General features: G+C 66.7%; 16 protein-coding genes. 8 read left to right on the top strand and 8 right to left on the bottom strand.

What is annotated here, in order from left to right; all coding sequences use genetic code 11:
* Window positions 1-145: 145 nt before the first annotated feature.
* Window positions 146-568 (bottom strand): nucleoside-diphosphate kinase, encoded by a 423-nt coding sequence (gene ndk, locus ACROSR_RS05695; RefSeq protein WP_432682949.1) that lies wholly within the window; start codon window positions 566-568, stop codon window positions 146-148.
* A gap of 137 nt (window positions 569-705) precedes the next feature.
* Here ndk and ACROSR_RS05690 point away from each other — a divergent pair, with 137 nt between their 5' ends.
* The gene (locus ACROSR_RS05690; protein ID WP_432682947.1) at window positions 706-2,553 is read left to right on the top strand and encodes an ABC-F family ATP-binding cassette domain-containing protein; all 1,848 of its coding nucleotides are present in this window, start codon (window positions 706-708) and stop codon (window positions 2,551-2,553) included.
* Window positions 2,554-2,714: 161 nt separating this feature from the next.
* Here the strand turns inward: ACROSR_RS05690 and tolA are convergent, their stop codons facing one another.
* The 6 genes from tolA to ACROSR_RS05660 form a co-directional block, all read right to left on the bottom strand.
* Window positions 2,715-3,773 (bottom strand): cell envelope integrity protein TolA, encoded by a 1,059-nt coding sequence (tolA, locus tag ACROSR_RS05685; protein ID WP_432682945.1) that lies wholly within the window; start codon window positions 3,771-3,773, stop codon window positions 2,715-2,717.
* Window positions 3,770-4,165 carry an ExbD/TolR family protein gene (locus ACROSR_RS05680; protein ID WP_432682943.1) on the bottom strand — a complete coding sequence of 132 codons (396 nt, stop codon included), beginning with the start codon at window positions 4,163-4,165 and terminating at the stop codon, window positions 3,770-3,772. Before ACROSR_RS05680 ends, tolA begins: the two co-directional genes overlap by 4 nt.
* Complete coding sequence (locus ACROSR_RS05675) at window positions 4,162-4,542, bottom strand: biopolymer transporter ExbD (RefSeq protein ID WP_432682941.1); 381 nt, start codon at window positions 4,540-4,542, stop codon at window positions 4,162-4,164. Before ACROSR_RS05675 ends, ACROSR_RS05680 begins: the two co-directional genes overlap by 4 nt.
* Entirely contained in the window at window positions 4,535-5,215 is a 681-nt protein-coding gene (locus ACROSR_RS05670; RefSeq protein WP_432682939.1) for a MotA/TolQ/ExbB proton channel family protein, read from the bottom strand. Before ACROSR_RS05670 ends, ACROSR_RS05675 begins: the two co-directional genes overlap by 8 nt.
* Complete coding sequence (locus ACROSR_RS05665; protein ID WP_432682937.1) at window positions 5,212-5,670, bottom strand: hypothetical protein; 459 nt, start codon at window positions 5,668-5,670, stop codon at window positions 5,212-5,214. The genes ACROSR_RS05670 and ACROSR_RS05665 overlap by 4 nt, the downstream gene beginning before the upstream one ends.
* Window positions 5,671-5,951: 281 nt before the next feature.
* Window positions 5,952-7,991, bottom strand: a complete 2,040-nt coding sequence (locus ACROSR_RS05660; protein WP_432682935.1) for a TonB-dependent receptor domain-containing protein — start codon at window positions 7,989-7,991, stop codon at window positions 5,952-5,954.
* A 229-nt stretch (window positions 7,992-8,220) separates the two neighbouring features.
* Here ACROSR_RS05660 and ACROSR_RS05655 point away from each other — a divergent pair, with 229 nt between their 5' ends.
* The 6 genes from ACROSR_RS05655 (at window position 8,221) to ACROSR_RS05630 (ending at window position 13,442) form a co-directional block, all read left to right on the top strand.
* Complete coding sequence (locus ACROSR_RS05655) at window positions 8,221-9,285, top strand: hemin-degrading factor (RefSeq protein WP_432682933.1); 1,065 nt, start codon at window positions 8,221-8,223, stop codon at window positions 9,283-9,285.
* A complete protein-coding gene (locus ACROSR_RS05650) occupies window positions 9,282-10,181 on the top strand; it encodes a heme/hemin ABC transporter substrate-binding protein (RefSeq protein WP_432682931.1) in 900 nt (299 codons plus the stop codon). Before ACROSR_RS05655 ends, ACROSR_RS05650 begins: the two co-directional genes overlap by 4 nt.
* Window positions 10,162-11,226 carry a FecCD family ABC transporter permease gene (locus tag ACROSR_RS05645; RefSeq protein WP_432682929.1) on the top strand — a complete coding sequence of 355 codons (1,065 nt, stop codon included), beginning with the start codon at window positions 10,162-10,164 and terminating at the stop codon, window positions 11,224-11,226. The genes ACROSR_RS05650 and ACROSR_RS05645 overlap by 20 nt, the downstream gene beginning before the upstream one ends.
* A complete protein-coding gene (locus tag ACROSR_RS05640) occupies window positions 11,226-12,011 on the top strand; it encodes a heme ABC transporter ATP-binding protein (protein WP_432682928.1) in 786 nt (261 codons plus the stop codon). Before ACROSR_RS05645 ends, ACROSR_RS05640 begins: the two co-directional genes overlap by 1 nt.
* Before the next feature lie 214 nt (window positions 12,012-12,225).
* Entirely contained in the window at window positions 12,226-12,852 is a 627-nt protein-coding gene (locus tag ACROSR_RS05635; protein ID WP_432682926.1) for a MarC family protein, read from the top strand.
* An 11-nt stretch (window positions 12,853-12,863) separates the two neighbouring features.
* Window positions 12,864-13,442, top strand: a complete 579-nt coding sequence (locus ACROSR_RS05630; protein ID WP_432682924.1) for a retropepsin-like aspartic protease family protein — start codon at window positions 12,864-12,866, stop codon at window positions 13,440-13,442.
* Between the two features lie 256 nt (window positions 13,443-13,698).
* Here the strand turns inward: ACROSR_RS05630 and ACROSR_RS05625 are convergent, their stop codons facing one another.
* A complete protein-coding gene (locus ACROSR_RS05625; RefSeq protein ID WP_432682922.1) occupies window positions 13,699-14,409 on the bottom strand; it encodes a DUF1223 domain-containing protein in 711 nt (236 codons plus the stop codon).
* A 224-nt stretch (window positions 14,410-14,633) separates the two neighbouring features.
* Here ACROSR_RS05625 and acnA point away from each other — a divergent pair, with 224 nt between their 5' ends.
* Window positions 14,634-17,384 carry an aconitate hydratase AcnA gene (gene acnA / locus ACROSR_RS05620; protein WP_432682920.1) on the top strand — a complete coding sequence of 917 codons (2,751 nt, stop codon included), beginning with the start codon at window positions 14,634-14,636 and terminating at the stop codon, window positions 17,382-17,384.
* The last annotated feature ends 202 nt before the right edge of the window (window positions 17,385-17,586 follow it).

Raw genomic sequence — 17,586 nt, 5'->3', positions numbered from 1 at the left:
CATCTGGGCCCGTGAACAAAGCCGCAGTTTCAAACAGGCGTTGTGGACAGGCGAACACCCGCGCCCGCGGGTCGAACGCAAAAGGCCGCATGCCCCGATGGCATGCGGCCTGTCACAGTAAGCGATAGGTGTGTCCCAGGACGGCTCAGCCGACCTGTTCGAGACCCGAGAAGAAATAGGCGATCTCGACCGCGGCGGTATCGGCCGCATCCGACCCGTGCACCGCGTTCTCGCCTATAGACTCCGCGAACTCGGCGCGGATCGTGCCCGCGGCGGCCTCGGCGGGGTTGGTGGCGCCCATCACCTCGCGGTTTTTGGCAATTGCCCCTTCGCCTTCAAGCACCTGCACCACGACCGGGCCCGACGCCATGAACTCGCACAGCTCGCCGTAGAACGGGCGCTCCTTGTGGACCGCGTAGAAAACCCCTGCCTGCGCGGGCGTCAGCTGGATGCGCTTTTGCGCGACGATGCGCAGCCCCGCCTCTTCGAATTTGGCATTGATCTTGCCGGTCAGGTTGCGCTTGGTCGCGTCGGGTTTGATGATGCTCAGCGTGCGTTCAACAGCCATGTCAGCCTCTTTTTCTGGATAAAATCAGCGGCCGGACCCCCTGCCCGACCAGTCTCGATGCCGCGCCCGATAGCATGGGGTCCACGCCTTGAAAAGCCGCGATTGACGCCGCCGCGCGCATGCGGCATGCGGTGCCCATGTTACACATCGACGATATAAGCTACGCGGTGGCGGGCCACACGCTTATCGAGCATGCCTCGGCCTCGGTTCCCGACGGTCACAAGGTCGGCATCGTGGGCCGCAACGGCACCGGCAAGACGACCCTCTTTCGGCTCATCCGCGGCGAACTGGCGCTGGAGACCGGCGCGATCACGCTGCCCGAACGCGCGCGCATCGGCGGCGTCGCGCAGGAAGTGCCCGGAAACGAGGTGTCCCTGCTCGATACCGTGCTGGCCTATGACACGGAACGCGCGGAACTGATGCACGAGTCCGACACCGCCAAGGATGGCACCCGCATCGCCGAGATCCAGACCCGGCTGGCCGATATCGACGCCTGGTCGGCCGAGGCGCGCGCCGCCTCGATCCTCAAGGGGCTGGGCTTTGATGACGCGGCACAGCTTCAGCCGTGCTCGGCCTTCTCTGGCGGCTGGCGGATGCGCGTGGCGTTGGCCGGGGTGCTGTTCGCGCAGCCCGATCTGCTGCTGCTCGACGAGCCCACCAACTATCTCGATCTCGAAGGCGCGCTGTGGCTCGAATCGTATCTCGCGCGCTATCCCCACACGGTGCTGATCGTCAGCCACGACCGCGGTCTGCTCAACCGCGCCGTCGGGGCCATCCTGCATCTCGAGGATCGCAAGCTGACGCTTTACCAGGGCAATTACGACCGCTTTGCCGAAACCCGCGCGGCGCGCATCGCCGCCGCCGAATCCGAGGCGAAAAAGCAGGAGCAGCGTCGCGCGCATCTGCAATCCTATGTCGATCGGTTCCGCTACAAGGCCGACAAGGCCCGCCAGGCCCAGTCCCGGATCAAGGCGCTTGCCAAGATGCAGCCGATCACCCGCCCACAGGAGGCCGCGCTGAAACGCTTCAGCTTTCCGCCGCCAGAGGAACTGTCGCCCCCCATCCTGCGGATCGAGAACGGGTCGGTCGGCTATGACGGCGTGCCGGTGCTGCGCAACCTCAACCTGCGCATCGACCAGGATGACCGCATCGCGCTTCTGGGCCGCAACGGCGAGGGAAAATCGACCCTGTCCAAGCTCTTTGCGGACAAACTTCAACTGATCGACGGGCAGGCGCACAAAGCCTCGAAACTGCGCGTGGGCTATTTCGCCCAGCACCAGGTCGAGGAGTTGCACCGCGACGAGACGCCGCTCGAGCATATCAAGCGCCTGCGCCCCGCCGAGGCGCCCTCGAAACTGCGCGCGCGGCTGGGCGGCTTCGGCATCGGTGCGGAACAGGCCGACACCACCGTCGCGGACCTGTCGGGCGGGCAGAAGGCGCGGCTGTCGCTAATGCTGGCTACGCTGGACGCGCCGCACATGCTGATCCTGGACGAGCCGACCAACCACCTCGACATCGAGAGCCGAGAGTCTCTGGTCGAGGCGCTGACGGCCTATTCCGGCGCTATCATCCTCGTCAGCCACGACATGCACCTGCTGAGCCTCGTGGCCGACCGGTTGTGGCTGGTGAACAAGGGCGAAGTCACGCCCTATGAGGGCGATCTGGAAAGCTACCGCACGATGCTGCTGCGCGGCGACGACGCCGACAAGCCCGCTCGAAAGCCCAAGCCTGACAAGCCCAAACGCCCCTCGCGCGACGCCATCCTCGCATTGCGGCAGGACGTGAAGAAATGCGAGCAACGCGTTGAAAAACTGTCGGGTATGGAAGCCAGGGTCGCGGCCAAGCTCGCCGATCCGGCGATCTACAACGACGTGCACGGCGTCACCGAATGGCAAAAGAAATACGCCGAGATCAAGGACGGGCTGGCACTGGCCGAAAAGCTGTGGCTCGAAGCGCAGGAAAAGCTGGACGCGGCGGAACGCTAGAAGCGCCCGCCACACGATCTGTCCCCGGCAGGTGCCCGTGCCGCGTCCCGCGGGCGTCAAAAGGGCCGTGTGGGCCAGACCGCACGCCACGTTTCACCCCGGTGTCCCGCCGATGACGACGCCCCGTGACCGTGCCCGACTGGCCCGGACACGGCTGCACCTTATCGCCCCTTGATCTCGACCGAGAAACTGCGCTGCGCGCCCTGTGGCGGGACCGGGAACGGGGCGGCGCGCTGGACGACGGTGAGGGCCGCGCGGTCGAGGCGGGAGGAGCCCGAGGAGCGGGCTAGGCCGACCGAGGCGAGCCGTCCGCCCGCCGCGATGTTGAACCGGACCAACGCCGCCCCGCGCGACGTGGCACGCGGGCGCGGCACGCGGGCGAGGTGGCGCATGACCTTGCCCGGATAATTGCTGGCGGCCGCGTTGCCCTGCGCATCGTCGCGGCGGGCCGTGTCGCGGCCCTGTCGCGTCGCGGTGGCATCCTTGCGGCCCGAGGTGCTGCCGCGGGTGGCGTCGCGGCTTGCGTTGCTGCCGGACGTCCTGCGAGCCTCGGTTTTGCGCTCGGGTTCGGGGGATTGGCGGGCCGCGGCGGCCGTTTCGACCGCGCGGGGGCGGGTCTGCGGGCGCCGCGACACCTGAAGCCCCTCCGATGTCTCGGGCACAGCTGCAACCACCTCGCGCGGGGCTGCGGGATCACGGGGACGCGCCGCCCGCGTGGCCTTGGCCGCATCGGGTGTCCTGGCAGTTTCGACGTCTTGTACCGGTTTCGTCGTGGCTTGTGGCAGCGCCGGCTCGATCGCCGGGGCGGCGCGGGCCGGGGCTGTGGCGTCGGTCATGGGCGTTTCGGGGGGCGGCGGCGGGGCCGTTTTCTCGGGCGTGGCGGGCTTGGCGCGTGCCTGCGACGCGGCACTTTTCCGAGCGGCAGGTGGCGGTGCGGCCTGCGCCGTCGCAGGCATTTCCAGGCGCACCGCCTCGCCCGGCGCGACGGGATCAACCTTCTGATCCGATTGACGATTCGGTGTGACCGTGCTGTCGGAGACGGGCTGTGCGGCGCCGGCCACCATGTCGGCGAAGCTGCTGCCCAGCATGGCCTCGGAGGCCCCTGCCCCGCCCGCGATCTCGATCCTTGCCGGGGTGTCCGACACCCACAGGCCGGCGCCATGCACCGCGAGCGCCGCGCCGGCGCAGAGACCGAGCATCGCGCGCGAGCGCCGGATCATTCCAGCCCCCGTTCGGTGACCATCACCACACGCCCGGCCCCCGAGGCACGCAGCGCCTCGCCAAGCCGGATGAGGTCGGGCGCGGGCAGGTCCGCATCGGGCACGATGCGGACATCGCGTACCTTTTCCTCCCCGTTGGCGTAAGCAGCGCGCATGTAGGCGGCGGCATCGGGCAGCACCTCGCCGCGATAGACCAGCCGGCCATCGGCATGGATGACAAGCGCGTCGGGCGGGGCGCGGCCGTCAAGATCCTCGGTGCGCACCAGACGCAGGTCACCGTCGAGCGGCGGCGCGAGCGTGGCGGCGGCCATGAAGAAGATCAACATCAGGAAAACGATATTGATCAGCGCGATGGTGGGCTCGCGGCGGGTGCGGCGCTCGGGGGCTTTCATGACGGCGCCAGCACCTGGACCGAGATACGGGGGATCGCGCGCAAGGCGAGCAACAGATCGGTCAGCCGCTGCGCGGTGACATCCGCGCCGGTGCTGACGAGGGCGCGCGCCTCGCCGTCCATCAGCGGCGTGACCGCACCGGGCAGGCCCGCGATATCTACCTCGCGCGCGTTCACCCGCAGACTGTCGGCCCGCAGTCGCACGAAGATGGGCCGCGTATCGGGGGCCGGCGCGGCCCCGGCCCCGGAGGTGGCCAGTTCCACCTCGGAATAGTGCGAGAAGGTCGAGGAAAGCATGAAGAACAGAAGCAGCAGGAAGATCACGTCGATCAGCGAGGTCAGCGACAGCTTGCGCCGCCGGAACGCCGCATCACGCACACCGGGGCACCGCCCGGCCCTGCGGCGCAGCCTCGGGGGCGGCGTGCCCGTCGGGGCCCAGCACCACGCTCAGCGCGTGATCGGCCAGCGCGCGCTCGGCGGCGAGGCGCGCGTCGAACCATGACAGCACCACCGAGGCCGGCATCGCGACGGCCAGCCCGGCGGCGGTGGTCAGAAGTGCCACCCAGATGCCGCCGGCCAGCAGCGACGGGTCGACCTGCGACCCGGCCGATTGCAGCGCCTGGAAGGCCTCGATCATGCCAAGAACCGTGCCGAAGAGACCCAGCAGCGGGGCCACCTGCGCCACCGTGTCGAGAAAGCGGAACCCGCGTTCGAGCCGGGCAAACCGCATCTCGGCCTCGGCCTCGATCCGGCGGATGGTCACGGTGTCGCGCGGATCATCGGCCGCGAAGGCCCGTGCGATCACCGGCGCGAGGTAGCTGCGCGATCCCTCCAGCGCGCGGCGCGCGGCCTGCCTCTCGCCGCGATCCCATGCGTTGACGGCGGCGCGCAGGGCGTGATGCCGCCCGACGCCCGAGGCACCGAACTGCCAGCCCTTGTAAAGGATCACCGCCAGCGTCGCCACCGAGATGACGGCGATGATCGCGATCACCGGCCCGCCCGTCTCGATCAGGCCGCCCAGCCGGTCCATCATGGCCTCGATCCAGCTCATCCCGTCACCTCGACAGCCGAGTCGGATGACAGGCGCAGCCCGGCAAGGCAGATCTCCGGCGAGAGACCGTCACCCTCGCAGGTGCCGATGCCGTTGACCAGAACCTCGCCGATATCGTCGCAGGACGACCCGGCCAGATCGAATTGCCGCACCCGCGGGCGGCCTTCGGGCAAGGCGCCGAAATCGAACAGCGTCATCGTGGCGACACGGCCTTTCGTGTCGAACAGCACCGCCTCGGTAACCAGTTTCTCGATCGCCGCGCCAAGATCGTTGCGGATCACGAAGGTCACCCGGCAGCCGCCGCCCTCGGTCGCGACCACCGTGTTGAGGGTCAGGTCCAGGCGTGGGTGCGGGACATCGTCGGCCGGTTGCGCAAGACCGGGCGCAGCGAGCGCCCCAAGCGCAAGCACGGCGGCATGGACGCGGCAGGACAAACCCCGGCAGGGCGCAATCATGACAAGCTCCTTTCGCCTCCGGTCGGGAGAGGCCGAGAGAACCGCATGGCTGGCCCAAGGCTGGCACGGTCTGTGTGTGGATAGGCGGCGCAGTCGCCGCACCGCCCGCACCCCGACCCGTTCACGAGCAAATGAGTCAAGAACTTTGGGACTGACCGTGAAGACCCCGCGCAATGGCCCCCGCGCGCCGCGTGGGGGACGTCGGCGCGGCCCTGTGACTGGTGCCGGCAGGCACGCGGCAGACGGTCCTGTGCCCATCTGCCGCGCGCGCCGGACCCGTCTCAAAACGTCTTTGCCAGCGTCATCTTGACGTTGCGCCCCGGTTGCGGCCGCGAGGCGAGGTTGGGGGTGTACTGCGTGTCAAAGACGTTCTCGATGCCGAAGCGGAATTCGGTGTCCTGCCACACGCCCCTGCCATCTGGCGCCACCGTCAGGCGCAGGTTGTGCACGTCATAGCCATCGCCTGAGGTGCCCGGATCGCTCGTGTCGATATCGTCGGAGAGCACCGTCTCCCAGCTCAGATCGTAGATGTCATCGAAGACCTTGCCCACGGTCAGGCGCAGGGTGTCCTGGGCCTGGTTGCGCCAGTCGCGCACGGTGCCGAGACTGTCGACCTCTTCACCGTCGCCCCAGGTGGCGTTGAGATCGACGTAAAAGCCGCTCGCCATCGCGTAGGAGGCTTCTATCTCGATCCCATTGGTGCGGACCTCGTCGAGAGGGTCCGATGCCTGTCCGCTTCCGACAAAGGAGGTGACATCCCAAAGCTCGCTGTCGAACCAGGTCAGTTTCAGCGCCAGGGTGTCATTGTCGCGGATCACGCCCTGCCGGTCATAGGACAAGCCCAGCTCATAGGTGCGGGATTTCTCGGTCTGGTCGATGCGGTCGGGAAATTCCAGATCGTCGATGGGTGGCAGGCCCTCGGTATAGGCGGCGCTGCCGAACACCGCGAGACCGTTGCCAAAGGCATAGCGCAGCGACAGACCGCCCATCAGCGCGTCGTTGGAGAAACGCCCGTCATTGGGCGCGGTGGAGCCGGTCACCTCTGAACTTTCGTAGCGGGTCGCCGGCGTTACGGTCCAGGCATCGCCGATGGCGATCTCGTCGACGGCGAAGATCGCCCAGCGGTCATCCTCGCCGCCGGGGGCCGCGAAGGCGTCGGCGCGCTTGCGGTTGATGTATTCGATCCCCGCGGTCAGGTCATGCACGGCCATGCCGGTCTCGAAGAACGCGGTGTTCTTGAGGGTGACGGTCGTGGTCTCGTATCTCTGATCGGCGTCGAGCAGCCCCGAACAGGGCGGGATGCGGCCCACTGGGCTCGCGGGGCACGACACCGGCTGCTGGTCCACCTGCTCGTCGGATAGGGAATACTGCAGCGACAGGTCGATCAGGTCGCTTGTCGGGTTGAAGCTATATTTGAAGATCGTCGTCTCTGCCTCGATTTTTCGGTCGACATTGCCGAAGAAGGTCAGATTGCCGAAGGAATCGTAAGGAACGTCGAATTGCGAGCTTTTGGTGCGCTGATGGCTCGCTTCGAGCGCGTGCGCCTTGTCGTCGCCAAAGCGGTACTTGCCCTTCACCAGAATGGACGGGTCGTCGATCTTCTGACGTCCCGGATTGATGATGTCGCCCTTGCCGTCCTCGGGAAAGCCCAGCCTGCGCTCGGTGTAGTTGAACAGCAGGCCGAAATCCTCGGTCGGCTGCCACGCCCCGATGCTCGACAAGGCCACCCCCGATCCGTTGGTGCCGAATTCCAGCGTCTGGCGCAGGGCGACACCGGTCTCGCCGCGGGTCAGGTCGTCCGGGTCGACGGTTTCCAGCCGCACGACACCGCCCACCACGCCCGAGCCGTATTCGAACGAGCCCACGGTGCCGCGGATTACCTCGGCCTCCTTGTAAAGGAACGGATCGGTAAAAAGCTGCGTGCCGATGCGGTAGAGTTCTTCGGCCCCGCGGGTGGCGCCATCGATCTGGATCAGCACCTTCTGGTCGGTGCCGAAGGTCTGGTTCGAGCCGAAGCCCCGGATCGACACGCCAGAGCCCTGCGCCGTGTCGCCGTTCACCAGCGCCACGCCGGGCACCGAATCGATCAGTTCGGCAACTGTGCTGGCCTGCCGGTCGCGGAATTCCTGCGCGTCGATCACCGTGCGCGGGGTCGCCGTCCGGGTCTGCACCTTGCGCTTGCTTTCGCCCAAGGTGATCGTGCCGAGAAACCCGTCATCCGGGGTGGGTGTCGCCGGGGCTTCTTGGCCGAGGGCGGGGGCCCAAGCGCCACCCGCGATGCAAAGGCAGCTGGAGGCCATCAATAGTGTGGGTCGTTTCATTCCGTATCCTTCCGGGTCAAGCGGCGGTGAGAGTACCGATGTGCTTGCGGACGGCTGGCACGGCATTTCGAGGGGGGGGGGGGCGATACAATGTCAGATCGCCTGTTGCATCGTCTATCTATTTACGAGTAAAAAAGTCAACAATGTGATTCAGCGTTTTCGACTGCAATCACCAGCCATGTCGCAAAAACGACACAGCCATCGTCATCTCAACAATCACGAGGCAGGCATGGCCCAGACACACAACGTTTCCCCGCACGAGATCCGCGCCTTTCGCGCGGAAAACCCGAAACTGCGCCCGCGCGACCAGGCCGATGCCATGGGCCTCAGCGAGGCCGCGCTGGTGGCCGCCGACTGCGGCGCGGGCACCACGCGCATCGCTGCGCATCCCGACAGGGTCATGGACGCGGCCCAGAAGCTGGGCGAGGTCATGGCGCTGACGCGCAACCCTTCGTGCGTGCATGAAAAGATCGGTACCTACGACAATTACCATCCCGGCGACCACGCGGCGATGATCCTGACGCCCGAGATCGACCTGCGGATCTTTCCCAGGCACTGGTGCCATGCCTTCATGGTCGAGACCCAAGGCGAGGAGCGCCCGCGCCGCAGCCTGCAGGTCTTCGACGCGGCCGGCGACGCGGTGCACAAGATCATCCTGCGCGATGCGTCCGATCACGCTGCCTGGGACGACCTGCGCGTGTCCCTCGCCGATGAGGATCAGGGACAGAGCCCCGCTTTCGCGCCGCGCGACCCGGTCGAGGCGGCGAAATCGCGCCCCGACAAGGCCGAGACGCTGCGCGCCGAATGGCAGCGGATGACCGACACGCACCAGTTCCTGCGCATGACCTCGAAGCTCAGGATGAACCGGCTGGGCGCCTACCGCATCGCGGGCGAGCGGTTCGCGCGGGCGCTGGACCCCGCCGCGATCACCGCGCTGCTGTCGCGTCTGGCCGAAAGCGGCACGCAGGTCATGGTGTTCGTGGGCAATCGCGGCTGCATCCAGATCCATTCCGGGCCCATCGTGACACTCAAGCCGATGGGGCCGTGGCAGAACGTGATGGACCCGCGCTTTAACCTGCACCTGCGCGCGGATCGCGTGGCCGAGGTCTGGGCGGTGGAAAAGCCAACCCGCGCCGGTCCCACCGTCTCGGTCGAGGCGTTCGACGCCGAGGGCGGTCTGATCTTTCAGGTCTTCGGGCTGCGCAAGGAAAGCGACGATCACCGCACGGCCTTCGCGGCGCTCGTGGCCGCGTTGCCTGATGCGCGGATGGCCGATGCCGGGGTGGGCTCATGAGCCGCGCGATGCCGTCACGCCGCGCCATCCTCGCCATGGCGGTGATGTCCCTCGTCGCGGGCGGCCCAGCCACCGCGCAAGCGCCCGACCGCGTGCTCTCGATCGGCGGCGACGTTACCGAGATCATCTTCGCGCTGGATCAGGGGCACAGGCTGGTCGCCCGCGACACCACTTCGACCTATCCGCCGCAGGCCGAGAACCTGCCTGATGTGGGCTATGCCCGTGCGCTCAGCCCCGAAGGCGTGCTGTCGGTCGCACCGGGGATGATCCTGGCGACCGACGGCGCCGGCCCGCCCGAGACGATCGACGTGCTCGAAAATGCGGACATTCCCTTCGTCACCGTGCCTCAGGCGCGGACGGGCGACGGCATCCTGCGCAAGATCGAGATCGTGGGCGCGGCGCTGGAGGTTCCCGAAAAGGCGCAGGCCCTGATCGACGAGACCCGCACGGCGCTGGCCGCGGCGCGTGACGCGACGGATCGCATCGCGCCAGACGAGGCCAAACGCGTGCTTTTCATCCTCAGCCTGGAGGGCGGACGTATTCTGGCAGGCGGCCGCGACACGCAGGCGCAGGGCATCATCGAAATGTCCGGCGGGGTGAACGCGGTCACCGGGTTCGAGGGCTACAAGCAGATGACCGACGAGGCGGTGACCCGCGCCGCGCCCGACGTGATCCTGATGATGGATCGTGGGGGCGACCACGCGATCGCCGATGCGCAACTGTTCGACCTGCCGGCGATCCGCACCACGCCTGCAGGCCGGAACGAACATGTCGTGCGGATGCAGGGCCTCTACCTGCTGGGCTTCGGTCCGCGCACGGCGCAGGCGGCGCGCGACCTGCACCGCGCACTTTACGGTGCGGCGGCGGAGGACGGTGATGACACTGACCCAAGCTGAAGACCGCATGGCCGCGGGGCCCGTCCGTGACCGGCGCAGCACCGCGCGGCGCGCCCATCTCTGGCTGGCGCTGCTCCTGGCGGTCGTGGTCGGGCTGAGCCTCGAGACCGGTGCCTCGGACGTGTCGCTGCTGACCGCGCTGACCGGGCCGGAGGATGCCCTGAGCGGCATCATCCTGTGGGAAGTGCGCCTGCCGCGCGTCCTGCTGGGCGGGCTGGTGGGGGCGGCGCTGGCCGTGTCGGGGGCGGTCATGCAGGGGCTGTTCCGCAATCCGCTGGCCGATCCGGGGATCGTCGGGGTCAGCGCGGGCGCGGGCCTCGGCGCGGTGACTGCGATCGTGCTGGGCGGGCTGCTGCCTCCCGCGCTGCAGGCGATGCTGGGCTATTACCTGGTGCCGGCGGCGGCGTTTCTGGGGGGCTGGGCGTCGGTCATGCTGCTTTACGCGGTGGCCACGCGCGGCGGACGCACCTCTGTCGCCACGATGCTGTTGGCGGGGATCGCGCTCGGGGCGCTGTCGGGCGCGGTTTCGGGGCTGCTGGTCTATGCCGCCGACGATCAGCAGTTGCGCGACCTGACCTTCTGGGGTCTCGGCTCGCTCGCCGGGGCGACATGGGACAAGCTGGCCATTGCCGCGCCGATCATCGCGGTCGCGATCGCGGGCGCGGCCCTTCTGGGGCGCGGCCTCAACGGACTGGCGCTTGGCGAGGCGACCGCGCTGCACCTTGGCATCCCCGTGCAACGGGTCAAGAACCTCGCCGTCCTTACCGTCGCCGCCGCCACCGGCGCGGCCGTGGCCGTGTCGGGCGGGATCGGCTTTGTCGGCATCGTGGTGCCGCATGTGCTGCGCCTCTCGACCGGTCCGGATCACGGCCCGTTGCTGATCAACTGCGCGCTTCTGGGGGCGAGCTTGCTGCTGGCGGCGGACATGATCAGCCGCATCGTCATCGCCCCCGCCGAACTGCCCATCGGAATCGTGACGGCCGTGCTTGGCGCGCCGGTGTTCCTGTGGATCCTCTTGCAGCGGCGCGGCATGGTGGATCTGTGATGTTGCATGCCTCCGAGATTTCCGTGTGCCTTGGCGGCACACCGATCCTGCAGAATGTCAGCCTGACGGCGCGCCCCGGCGCGCTGACCGCGATCGCGGGGCCCAATGGCTCGGGCAAGACGACCCTCTTGCGCGCGCTCACCGCCGAGATCGCGGCCGAGGGACGGATCACGCTTGACGGGCTGCCGGTGCATCCGCGCCACGCCCCCGCGCTTGCCGCGCGCCGGGGCGTGCTGCCGCAGGCCACGCGGCTGGCCTTTCCGTTCACCGTGGCCGAGGTGGTGCGCATCGGCCAACATGCCGGGCGGTTCGCCGACCGCCCCGACCTGCCCGGTCGCGCATTGACGCATGTGGGTCTGGGTCACATGGCGCACCGGGTCTATCAGGATCTGTCGGGCGGCGAACAGCAACGCGTGCAACTTGCCCGCGTGCTGGCGCAAATCTGGGCCCCCGTGGGACCGGACGGTGCCAACTGGCTGTTCCTCGACGAGCCGGTGTCGAGCCTTGATATCGGGCACCAGCTGACAGTGATGCGCCTGGCGCGCGACTTTGCCGCGCGCGGCGGCGGGGTGGTTGCGGTGATGCACGACCTCAACCTGACCGCGATGTTCGCCGACCAGGTTGTGATGATCCACGAGGGCCGGATCGCCGCGGCAGGTCGCGTGGACGAGGTTATCACCTCGCGGATCCTGTCGCGGGTCTATGACTGCGACCTGCGGGTCAACGTCACTCCGGCCGGTGACACACCCTTCCTGCTGCCGCAATCCGCGACACCGGTGTCATGAGAGCACGGCAAGACCCTGATCCCTGTCATGCCGTCGCGCGAAAGCATTGACCACCGCGATGTTTCCAATAAGCGACAGGCCCGCCGACTGCGTCGCCTGCCCCATCCGGATACGTCGTGGCGACTGATTGGCACGGGTGCGTGACGCCTGAAATCCGGGCGCACGGTCTGGCGTGGCATGGCGTCCCGGTCGAAACCGCGCTAGGCTGCGGTGCATGGATACCGCGTTTCTCATCACCGCGTTCGTCACGCTCTTCGTGGTCATCGACCCGATCGGCATGACACCGCTTTTCGTGGCACTCACGCAGGGCATGAGCGCGGCGCGCCGTCGGGCCATCGCGTTACGCGCCTGTGTGACATCGGCGCTGCTGTTGATCGTGTTTGCGGCCTTCGGCGAGGCCGTGCTGGGCTTCATCGGTATTTCGATGCCCGCCTTTCGCATCGCCGGTGGGGTGCTGTTGTTCCTGACGGCCCTCGATATGCTGTTCGAGCGGCGCGCGAAACGCCGGCAGGGTCAGGCCGACGACGCCGAAGAGGATGAGGGCGACGATCCGTCTATCTTTCCGCTGGCCATCCCGCTGATCGCGGGTCCGGGCGCCATCGCCTCGGTCATCCTGCTGGTCGGCCAGCAACCCGGCCCCGAAGGTCTTGCGATGGTGATCGGGGTCATGCTGTCGCTGGTGCTGCTGGTGTTCCTGATGTTCCTGACCGGCAGCATTCTTGAAAGGGCGCTCGGCAAGGTGGGCATCAACGTGGTGACACGGCTTCTGGGCATGCTGCTGGCGGCGCTGGCGGTGCAGTTCGTGCTGGACGGGCTGCGCGGTTTCGGTCTGGCAGGCTGAAGGAGGGGCAAATGGAACAGTTCGATTTCGCCAGACTGACCTATCTGGTCATCCTCGGGTCCGTGCTTGTGCTGTGGTTCGTGGTGCAGGGCCGCGAGTCGATCGGGCGACTTTTGCAGCAGGCGCTGATCTGGGCGCTGATCTTTCTGGGGGCGCTTGCCGCCGTTGGTCTGTGGGACGATATCCGGCAGACCGTGCGCCCGGCGCAAAGCGTTGTCTCGGGCGACAGGATCGAATTGCCGCGCGCCCCTGACGGGCATTACTACATGACCGCCGAGGTCAACGGCACGCCCCTGCGTTTTGTCGTGGATACGGGTGCAAGTCAGGTGGTTCTGACCCGCGCCGATGCCGAGAAGGTCGGCATAGACACGCAGTCGCTCAATTACCTCGGGCGTGCGTTCACCGCCAATGGCGAGGTGCGCACCGCCCCGGTGCGGCTGGACAGCATCGCTGTCGGCCCGGTCCGGCACGAGGATGTGCGCGCCGTGGTCAATGAGGGTGACATGCAGGGCTCGCTGCTGGGGATGAGCTACCTGCAACTGTTTTCCAGCATAGAGATCACCGGCGGCAAGCTGGTGCTGACGCGCTGACGACGCGGGGGGCATAACCCAACTCTGCTTTGGATATGCCAACGGTTCCTTTGTCACCATTAAGGGCCAGTCCTCTGGCGTTGCCACAGGTCCCTTTGCATACGCTGCGACCACGCCCGTGTCTCGGGTTCCGGTGCCGCGTGCCGGTCTTGTCCTTGGCGCCGTGCCGATGGGTCTTTTGGGTCTACGCCGCCGCAGGGCCGCGCGCGGCTGATACAGCGTCCGAGACCGACAGTCAGTTTCACTGGATCGGCCCTCATGGGCTGATCCGGACCGCCGCCGCGATGGGACCGTGCCGGCCGGCCTGCAACAGGATCACCGACGCCCCCTCACCCGCCGCGTCGAACTGCACCGCAAGCGGTGTCCGCGTGTCCCAGGTTACAAGATGATCCATCCCGGTGACGATATTGACATAGGTGATCGTCCGGCCCGCGTTTTCGCCGCGCTTGATACGGACGCTTTCCTGCGGTTTGAAGCGCACGCGTTGTACGACAAGGGGCGTGTCGCGCGGCTGCGCCATGCTGGCGCGCAGCGTGACAGTGTCATCGTCGCGTGCCACCTCTAGCGTTATGTTAGCGGTGTCTTGCGCCAGATGTTTGTCGATCAGGTCGATCACCTCGGCGCGGTGCGTGCCCACCACCGCATCCGTACCGCCCACGATCATCTGCGGCGTGTAGACCATCTTGTGCCCGTGCGCCTTGGCATAGCCGCGCTGCCGGGCGGTGTGTGCGGGGCTGCCGAACGTATCCGCCCAGCCGATGTAATCCCAGTAATCCACGTGCAGCGACAAGGCGATCACGTCGTCGCGCATCGCAAGCTCTTCAAGGAACGCATCCGCCGGCGGACAGGACGAACATCCCTGAGAGGTGAAAAGTTCGACCACGACCGGGCGGTCCGCCGCCGTGAGCGACCCTGTCCCGACCGTCATAAGCGCCACGAATGCCGCAAGGATTGTCTTTTTTGTCACGATAAACGCCCGTGCCCCGAACCAATGTTTCATACAGTTGCATACTAGGGCGTTCCCCGCCCTGTCGCCAATCACCGTTTAGAGAGAGGGGGGTGAAAATCCGCAAAACCGGCCCTATTTGTGTGCAGTAGTATACAAATAGCGCTGACCGCCCTTGATCGGATGCCCTAAATCGGTCAAAACCTGCGGTAAGCGATCCAGACTCGACCATGAAAGGACGGCTCATGCCCATCAGCGTCGGACAAGACAGCGCGAAGACCCGCAAGACCCTCACCGTTGGCGACCAGAAGGTAGCCTATTATTCCATCGACGCCGCCGAGAAGGCGGGGCTCGGAACCTTCTCGAACCTGCCTATCGTGCTCCGTGTGGTGCTCGAGAACATGCTGCGCTACGAGGATGGCAAGACCGTCACGACCGACGACATCAAGGCCTTCTCGACCTGGGCCGACAATGGCGGCCGCGCCAATCATGAGCTGGCCTACCGCCCCGCACGCGTCCTGATGCAGGATTTCACCGGCGTGCCAGCGGTCGTCGACCTCGCCGCGATGCGCGACGGGATCAAGGCACTGGGCGGCGATGCGCAGAAGATCAACCCGCTCAACCCCGTCGATCTCGTCATCGACCACTCGGTGATGATCGACGAGTTCGGCAACCCCCGCGCGCTGCAGATGAACGTGGACCGCGAATACGAGCGGAACATGGAACGCTACGAATTCCTCAAATGGGGTCAGGGCGCGTTCGACAATTTCCGCGTCGTGCCACCGGGCACCGGCATCTGCCACCAGGTCAACCTCGAATATCTCGCACAGACGGTCTGGACCGATACCGACCAGTCGGGCGAGACGGTGGCCTACCCTGACACGCTTGTCGGCACCGACAGTCACACCACCATGGTCAACGGCGCTGCCGTGCTCGGCTGGGGTGTCGGCGGGATCGAGGCCGAGGCGGCGATGCTCGGCCAGCCGATCTCGATGCTGATCCCCGAGGTCGTGGGCTTCGAGCTGACGGGCGCCATGGTCGAGGGCACGACCGCCACCGACCTCGTGCTGCGCGTCACACAGATGCTGCGGGAGAAGGGTGTCGTGGGCAAATTCGTCGAGTTCTACGGCGACGGGCTCGACCATCTTCCGCTCGCGGATCGCGCGACCATCGGCAACATGTCCCCAGAATTCGGCGCCACCTGCGCGTTCTTCCCGATCGATGACGAGACGCTGCGCTATCTCGAACAGACCGGCCGCGACAAGGACCGCATCGCGCTGGTCGAGGCCTATGCCAAGGAGAACGGCCTGTGGCGGAACCCCGGCTATGCGCCGGTCTATTCCGACACGCTGACGCTCGACATGGGCACGGTGGTGCCGGCGATCTCCGGCCCCAAGCGGCCGCAGGATCACGTGGCGCTGGATCACGCGGCGGCGAAATTCTATGACGAGGTCTGCGATTTCCGCGGCTACGACGACAGCGACGCAGCGCGCGACATGCTGGCCGAGGCCCCTGCCCCCGATACCGGACGCGATCCGCGCAAATCGGTCAAGGTCAAGGGCGAGGATTACGAGCTGCGCGACGGCTCTGTGGTGATCGCGTCGATCACCTCCTGCACAAACACCTCGAACCCTTACGTGATGATCGGCGCGGGCCTCGTGGCGCGCAAGGCGCGCGAAAAGGGCCTGACGCGCAAGCCTTGGGTCAAGACCTCGCTCGCGCCCGGCTCTCAGGTCGTGTCGCATTACCTGGAGGCCGCCGGTCTGCAGGACGATCTCGACGCCATCGGGTTCAACCTCGTGGGCTATGGCTGCACCACCTGCATCGGCAATTCCGGCCCCTTGCAGCCCGAGATCTCGCAGGCGATCGCCGAGGGCGACCTGATGGCCACGTCGGTGCTGTCGGGTAACCGCAACTTCGAGGGCCGGATCAGCCCGGATGTGCGCGCCAACTATCTTGCCAGCCCGCCGCTCGTGGTGATCTACGCGCTGGCCGGTGACATGAATATCGACGTCACCCGCGAGCCACTTGGCGAGGACACCGACGGCAACCCCGTCTACATGAAGGATCTCTGGCCCACCCAGAAGGAAATCGCGCGGCTGGTCGAGGCCACCGTCACCCGCGAGGCCTTTCAGGAGAAATACGCCGACGTCTTCAAGGGTGACGAGCAATGGCGCGCCATCGACACGTCGGGCGGCGAGACCTACGATTGGCCCGCGCAATCGACCTACGTGCAGAATCCGCCGTATTTCAAGGGCATGTCGGCCGAGCCGGGCACGATCGACAATATCGAGGGCGCGCGCGTCCTTGCGGTTCTCGGCGACATGGTCACGACCGATCACATCTCGCCGGCAGGATCCTTCAAGCCGGACACGCCGGCCGGGCGCTACCTGCAGGAACGTCAGGTCCCGGTGCGCGAGTTCAACTCGTACGGCTCGCGGCGCGGCAACCACGAAGTGATGATGCGCGGCACCTTTGCCAATATCCGCATCCGCAACGAGATGCTGGACGGGGTCGAGGGCGGCTACACCAAGGGTCCCGACGGTGAACAGACGTCGATCTTCGACGCCGCGATGGCGTGGCAGGACCAGGGCACGCCGCTGGTGATCTTCGCCGGCGAGCAATACGGTGCCGGCTCCAGCCGTGATTGGGCGGCCAAGGGCACGGCCCTGCTTGGTGTCAAGGCGGTGATCGCCGAGAACTTCGAGCGCATCCACCGGTCGAACCTCGTCGGCATGGGAGTGATCCCGTTCGAATTCACGGGCGGCGACACGCGCAAGACGCTAGGACTGACCGGCGATGAAAGCGTGTCGATCAGCGGTCTGGACACGATCAAGCCGCAGCAGGAAGTGCCCTGCACGATCACCTATTCCGATGGTACTGAGAAAGAGATCACGCTGAAATGCCGGATCGATACCGCCATCGAGAAGGAATATGTCGAGCATGGCGGCGTGCTGCATTACGTGCTGCGCGACCTCGCGCAATCGGCAGCCTGACACGCCCCGATCGGGCACAGTAATACAAAAGGGCGGCGTCATCGCCGCCCTTTTCGTTTGCGGATGGCGTGGCGGCAGTCCCGCCCTGTCCGGACCATTTGTCTCAGGCGAAGACGACAAATCACCGTCGTGACAGTTTGATCCCGTTCAGCCTGTGGCTAGCTCTGATATTCGGGGGCGTTGCGGACATACGCTCGGCGCT

Origin of the sequence: Roseovarius tibetensis (assembly GCF_050896375.1) — a bacterium.
Classification (GTDB): domain Bacteria; phylum Pseudomonadota; class Alphaproteobacteria; order Rhodobacterales; family Rhodobacteraceae; genus Roseovarius; species Roseovarius tibetensis.
This window is presented reverse-complemented; position numbering and strand designations above follow the sequence as displayed.

Excerpts from the sequence above, each read along its gene's own strand:
- ndk (WP_432682949.1), bottom strand. The coding sequence starts at position 568 with ATGGCTGTTGAACGCACGCTGAGCATCATCAAACCCGACGCGACCAAG.
- ACROSR_RS05645 (WP_432682929.1), top strand. The coding sequence starts at position 10,162 with ATGACACTGACCCAAGCTGAAGACCGCATGGCCGCGGGGCCCGTCCGT.
- tolA (WP_432682945.1), bottom strand. The coding sequence starts at position 3,773 with ATGATCCGGCGCTCGCGCGCGATGCTCGGTCTCTGCGCCGGCGCGGCG.
- ACROSR_RS05640 (WP_432682928.1), top strand. The coding sequence starts at position 11,226 with ATGTTGCATGCCTCCGAGATTTCCGTGTGCCTTGGCGGCACACCGATC.
- ACROSR_RS05665 (WP_432682937.1), bottom strand. The coding sequence starts at position 5,670 with ATGATTGCGCCCTGCCGGGGTTTGTCCTGCCGCGTCCATGCCGCCGTG.
- ACROSR_RS05650 (WP_432682931.1), top strand. The coding sequence starts at position 9,282 with ATGAGCCGCGCGATGCCGTCACGCCGCGCCATCCTCGCCATGGCGGTG.
- ACROSR_RS05635 (WP_432682926.1), top strand. The coding sequence starts at position 12,226 with ATGGATACCGCGTTTCTCATCACCGCGTTCGTCACGCTCTTCGTGGTC.
- acnA (WP_432682920.1), top strand. The coding sequence starts at position 14,634 with ATGCCCATCAGCGTCGGACAAGACAGCGCGAAGACCCGCAAGACCCTC.
- ACROSR_RS05690 (WP_432682947.1), top strand. The coding sequence starts at position 706 with ATGTTACACATCGACGATATAAGCTACGCGGTGGCGGGCCACACGCTT.
- ACROSR_RS05670 (WP_432682939.1), bottom strand. The coding sequence starts at position 5,215 with ATGAGCTGGATCGAGGCCATGATGGACCGGCTGGGCGGCCTGATCGAG.
- ACROSR_RS05655 (WP_432682933.1), top strand. The coding sequence starts at position 8,221 with ATGGCCCAGACACACAACGTTTCCCCGCACGAGATCCGCGCCTTTCGC.
- ACROSR_RS05630 (WP_432682924.1), top strand. The coding sequence starts at position 12,864 with ATGGAACAGTTCGATTTCGCCAGACTGACCTATCTGGTCATCCTCGGG.
- ACROSR_RS05660 (WP_432682935.1), bottom strand. The coding sequence starts at position 7,991 with ATGAAACGACCCACACTATTGATGGCCTCCAGCTGCCTTTGCATCGCG.
- ACROSR_RS05680 (WP_432682943.1), bottom strand. The coding sequence starts at position 4,165 with ATGAAAGCCCCCGAGCGCCGCACCCGCCGCGAGCCCACCATCGCGCTG.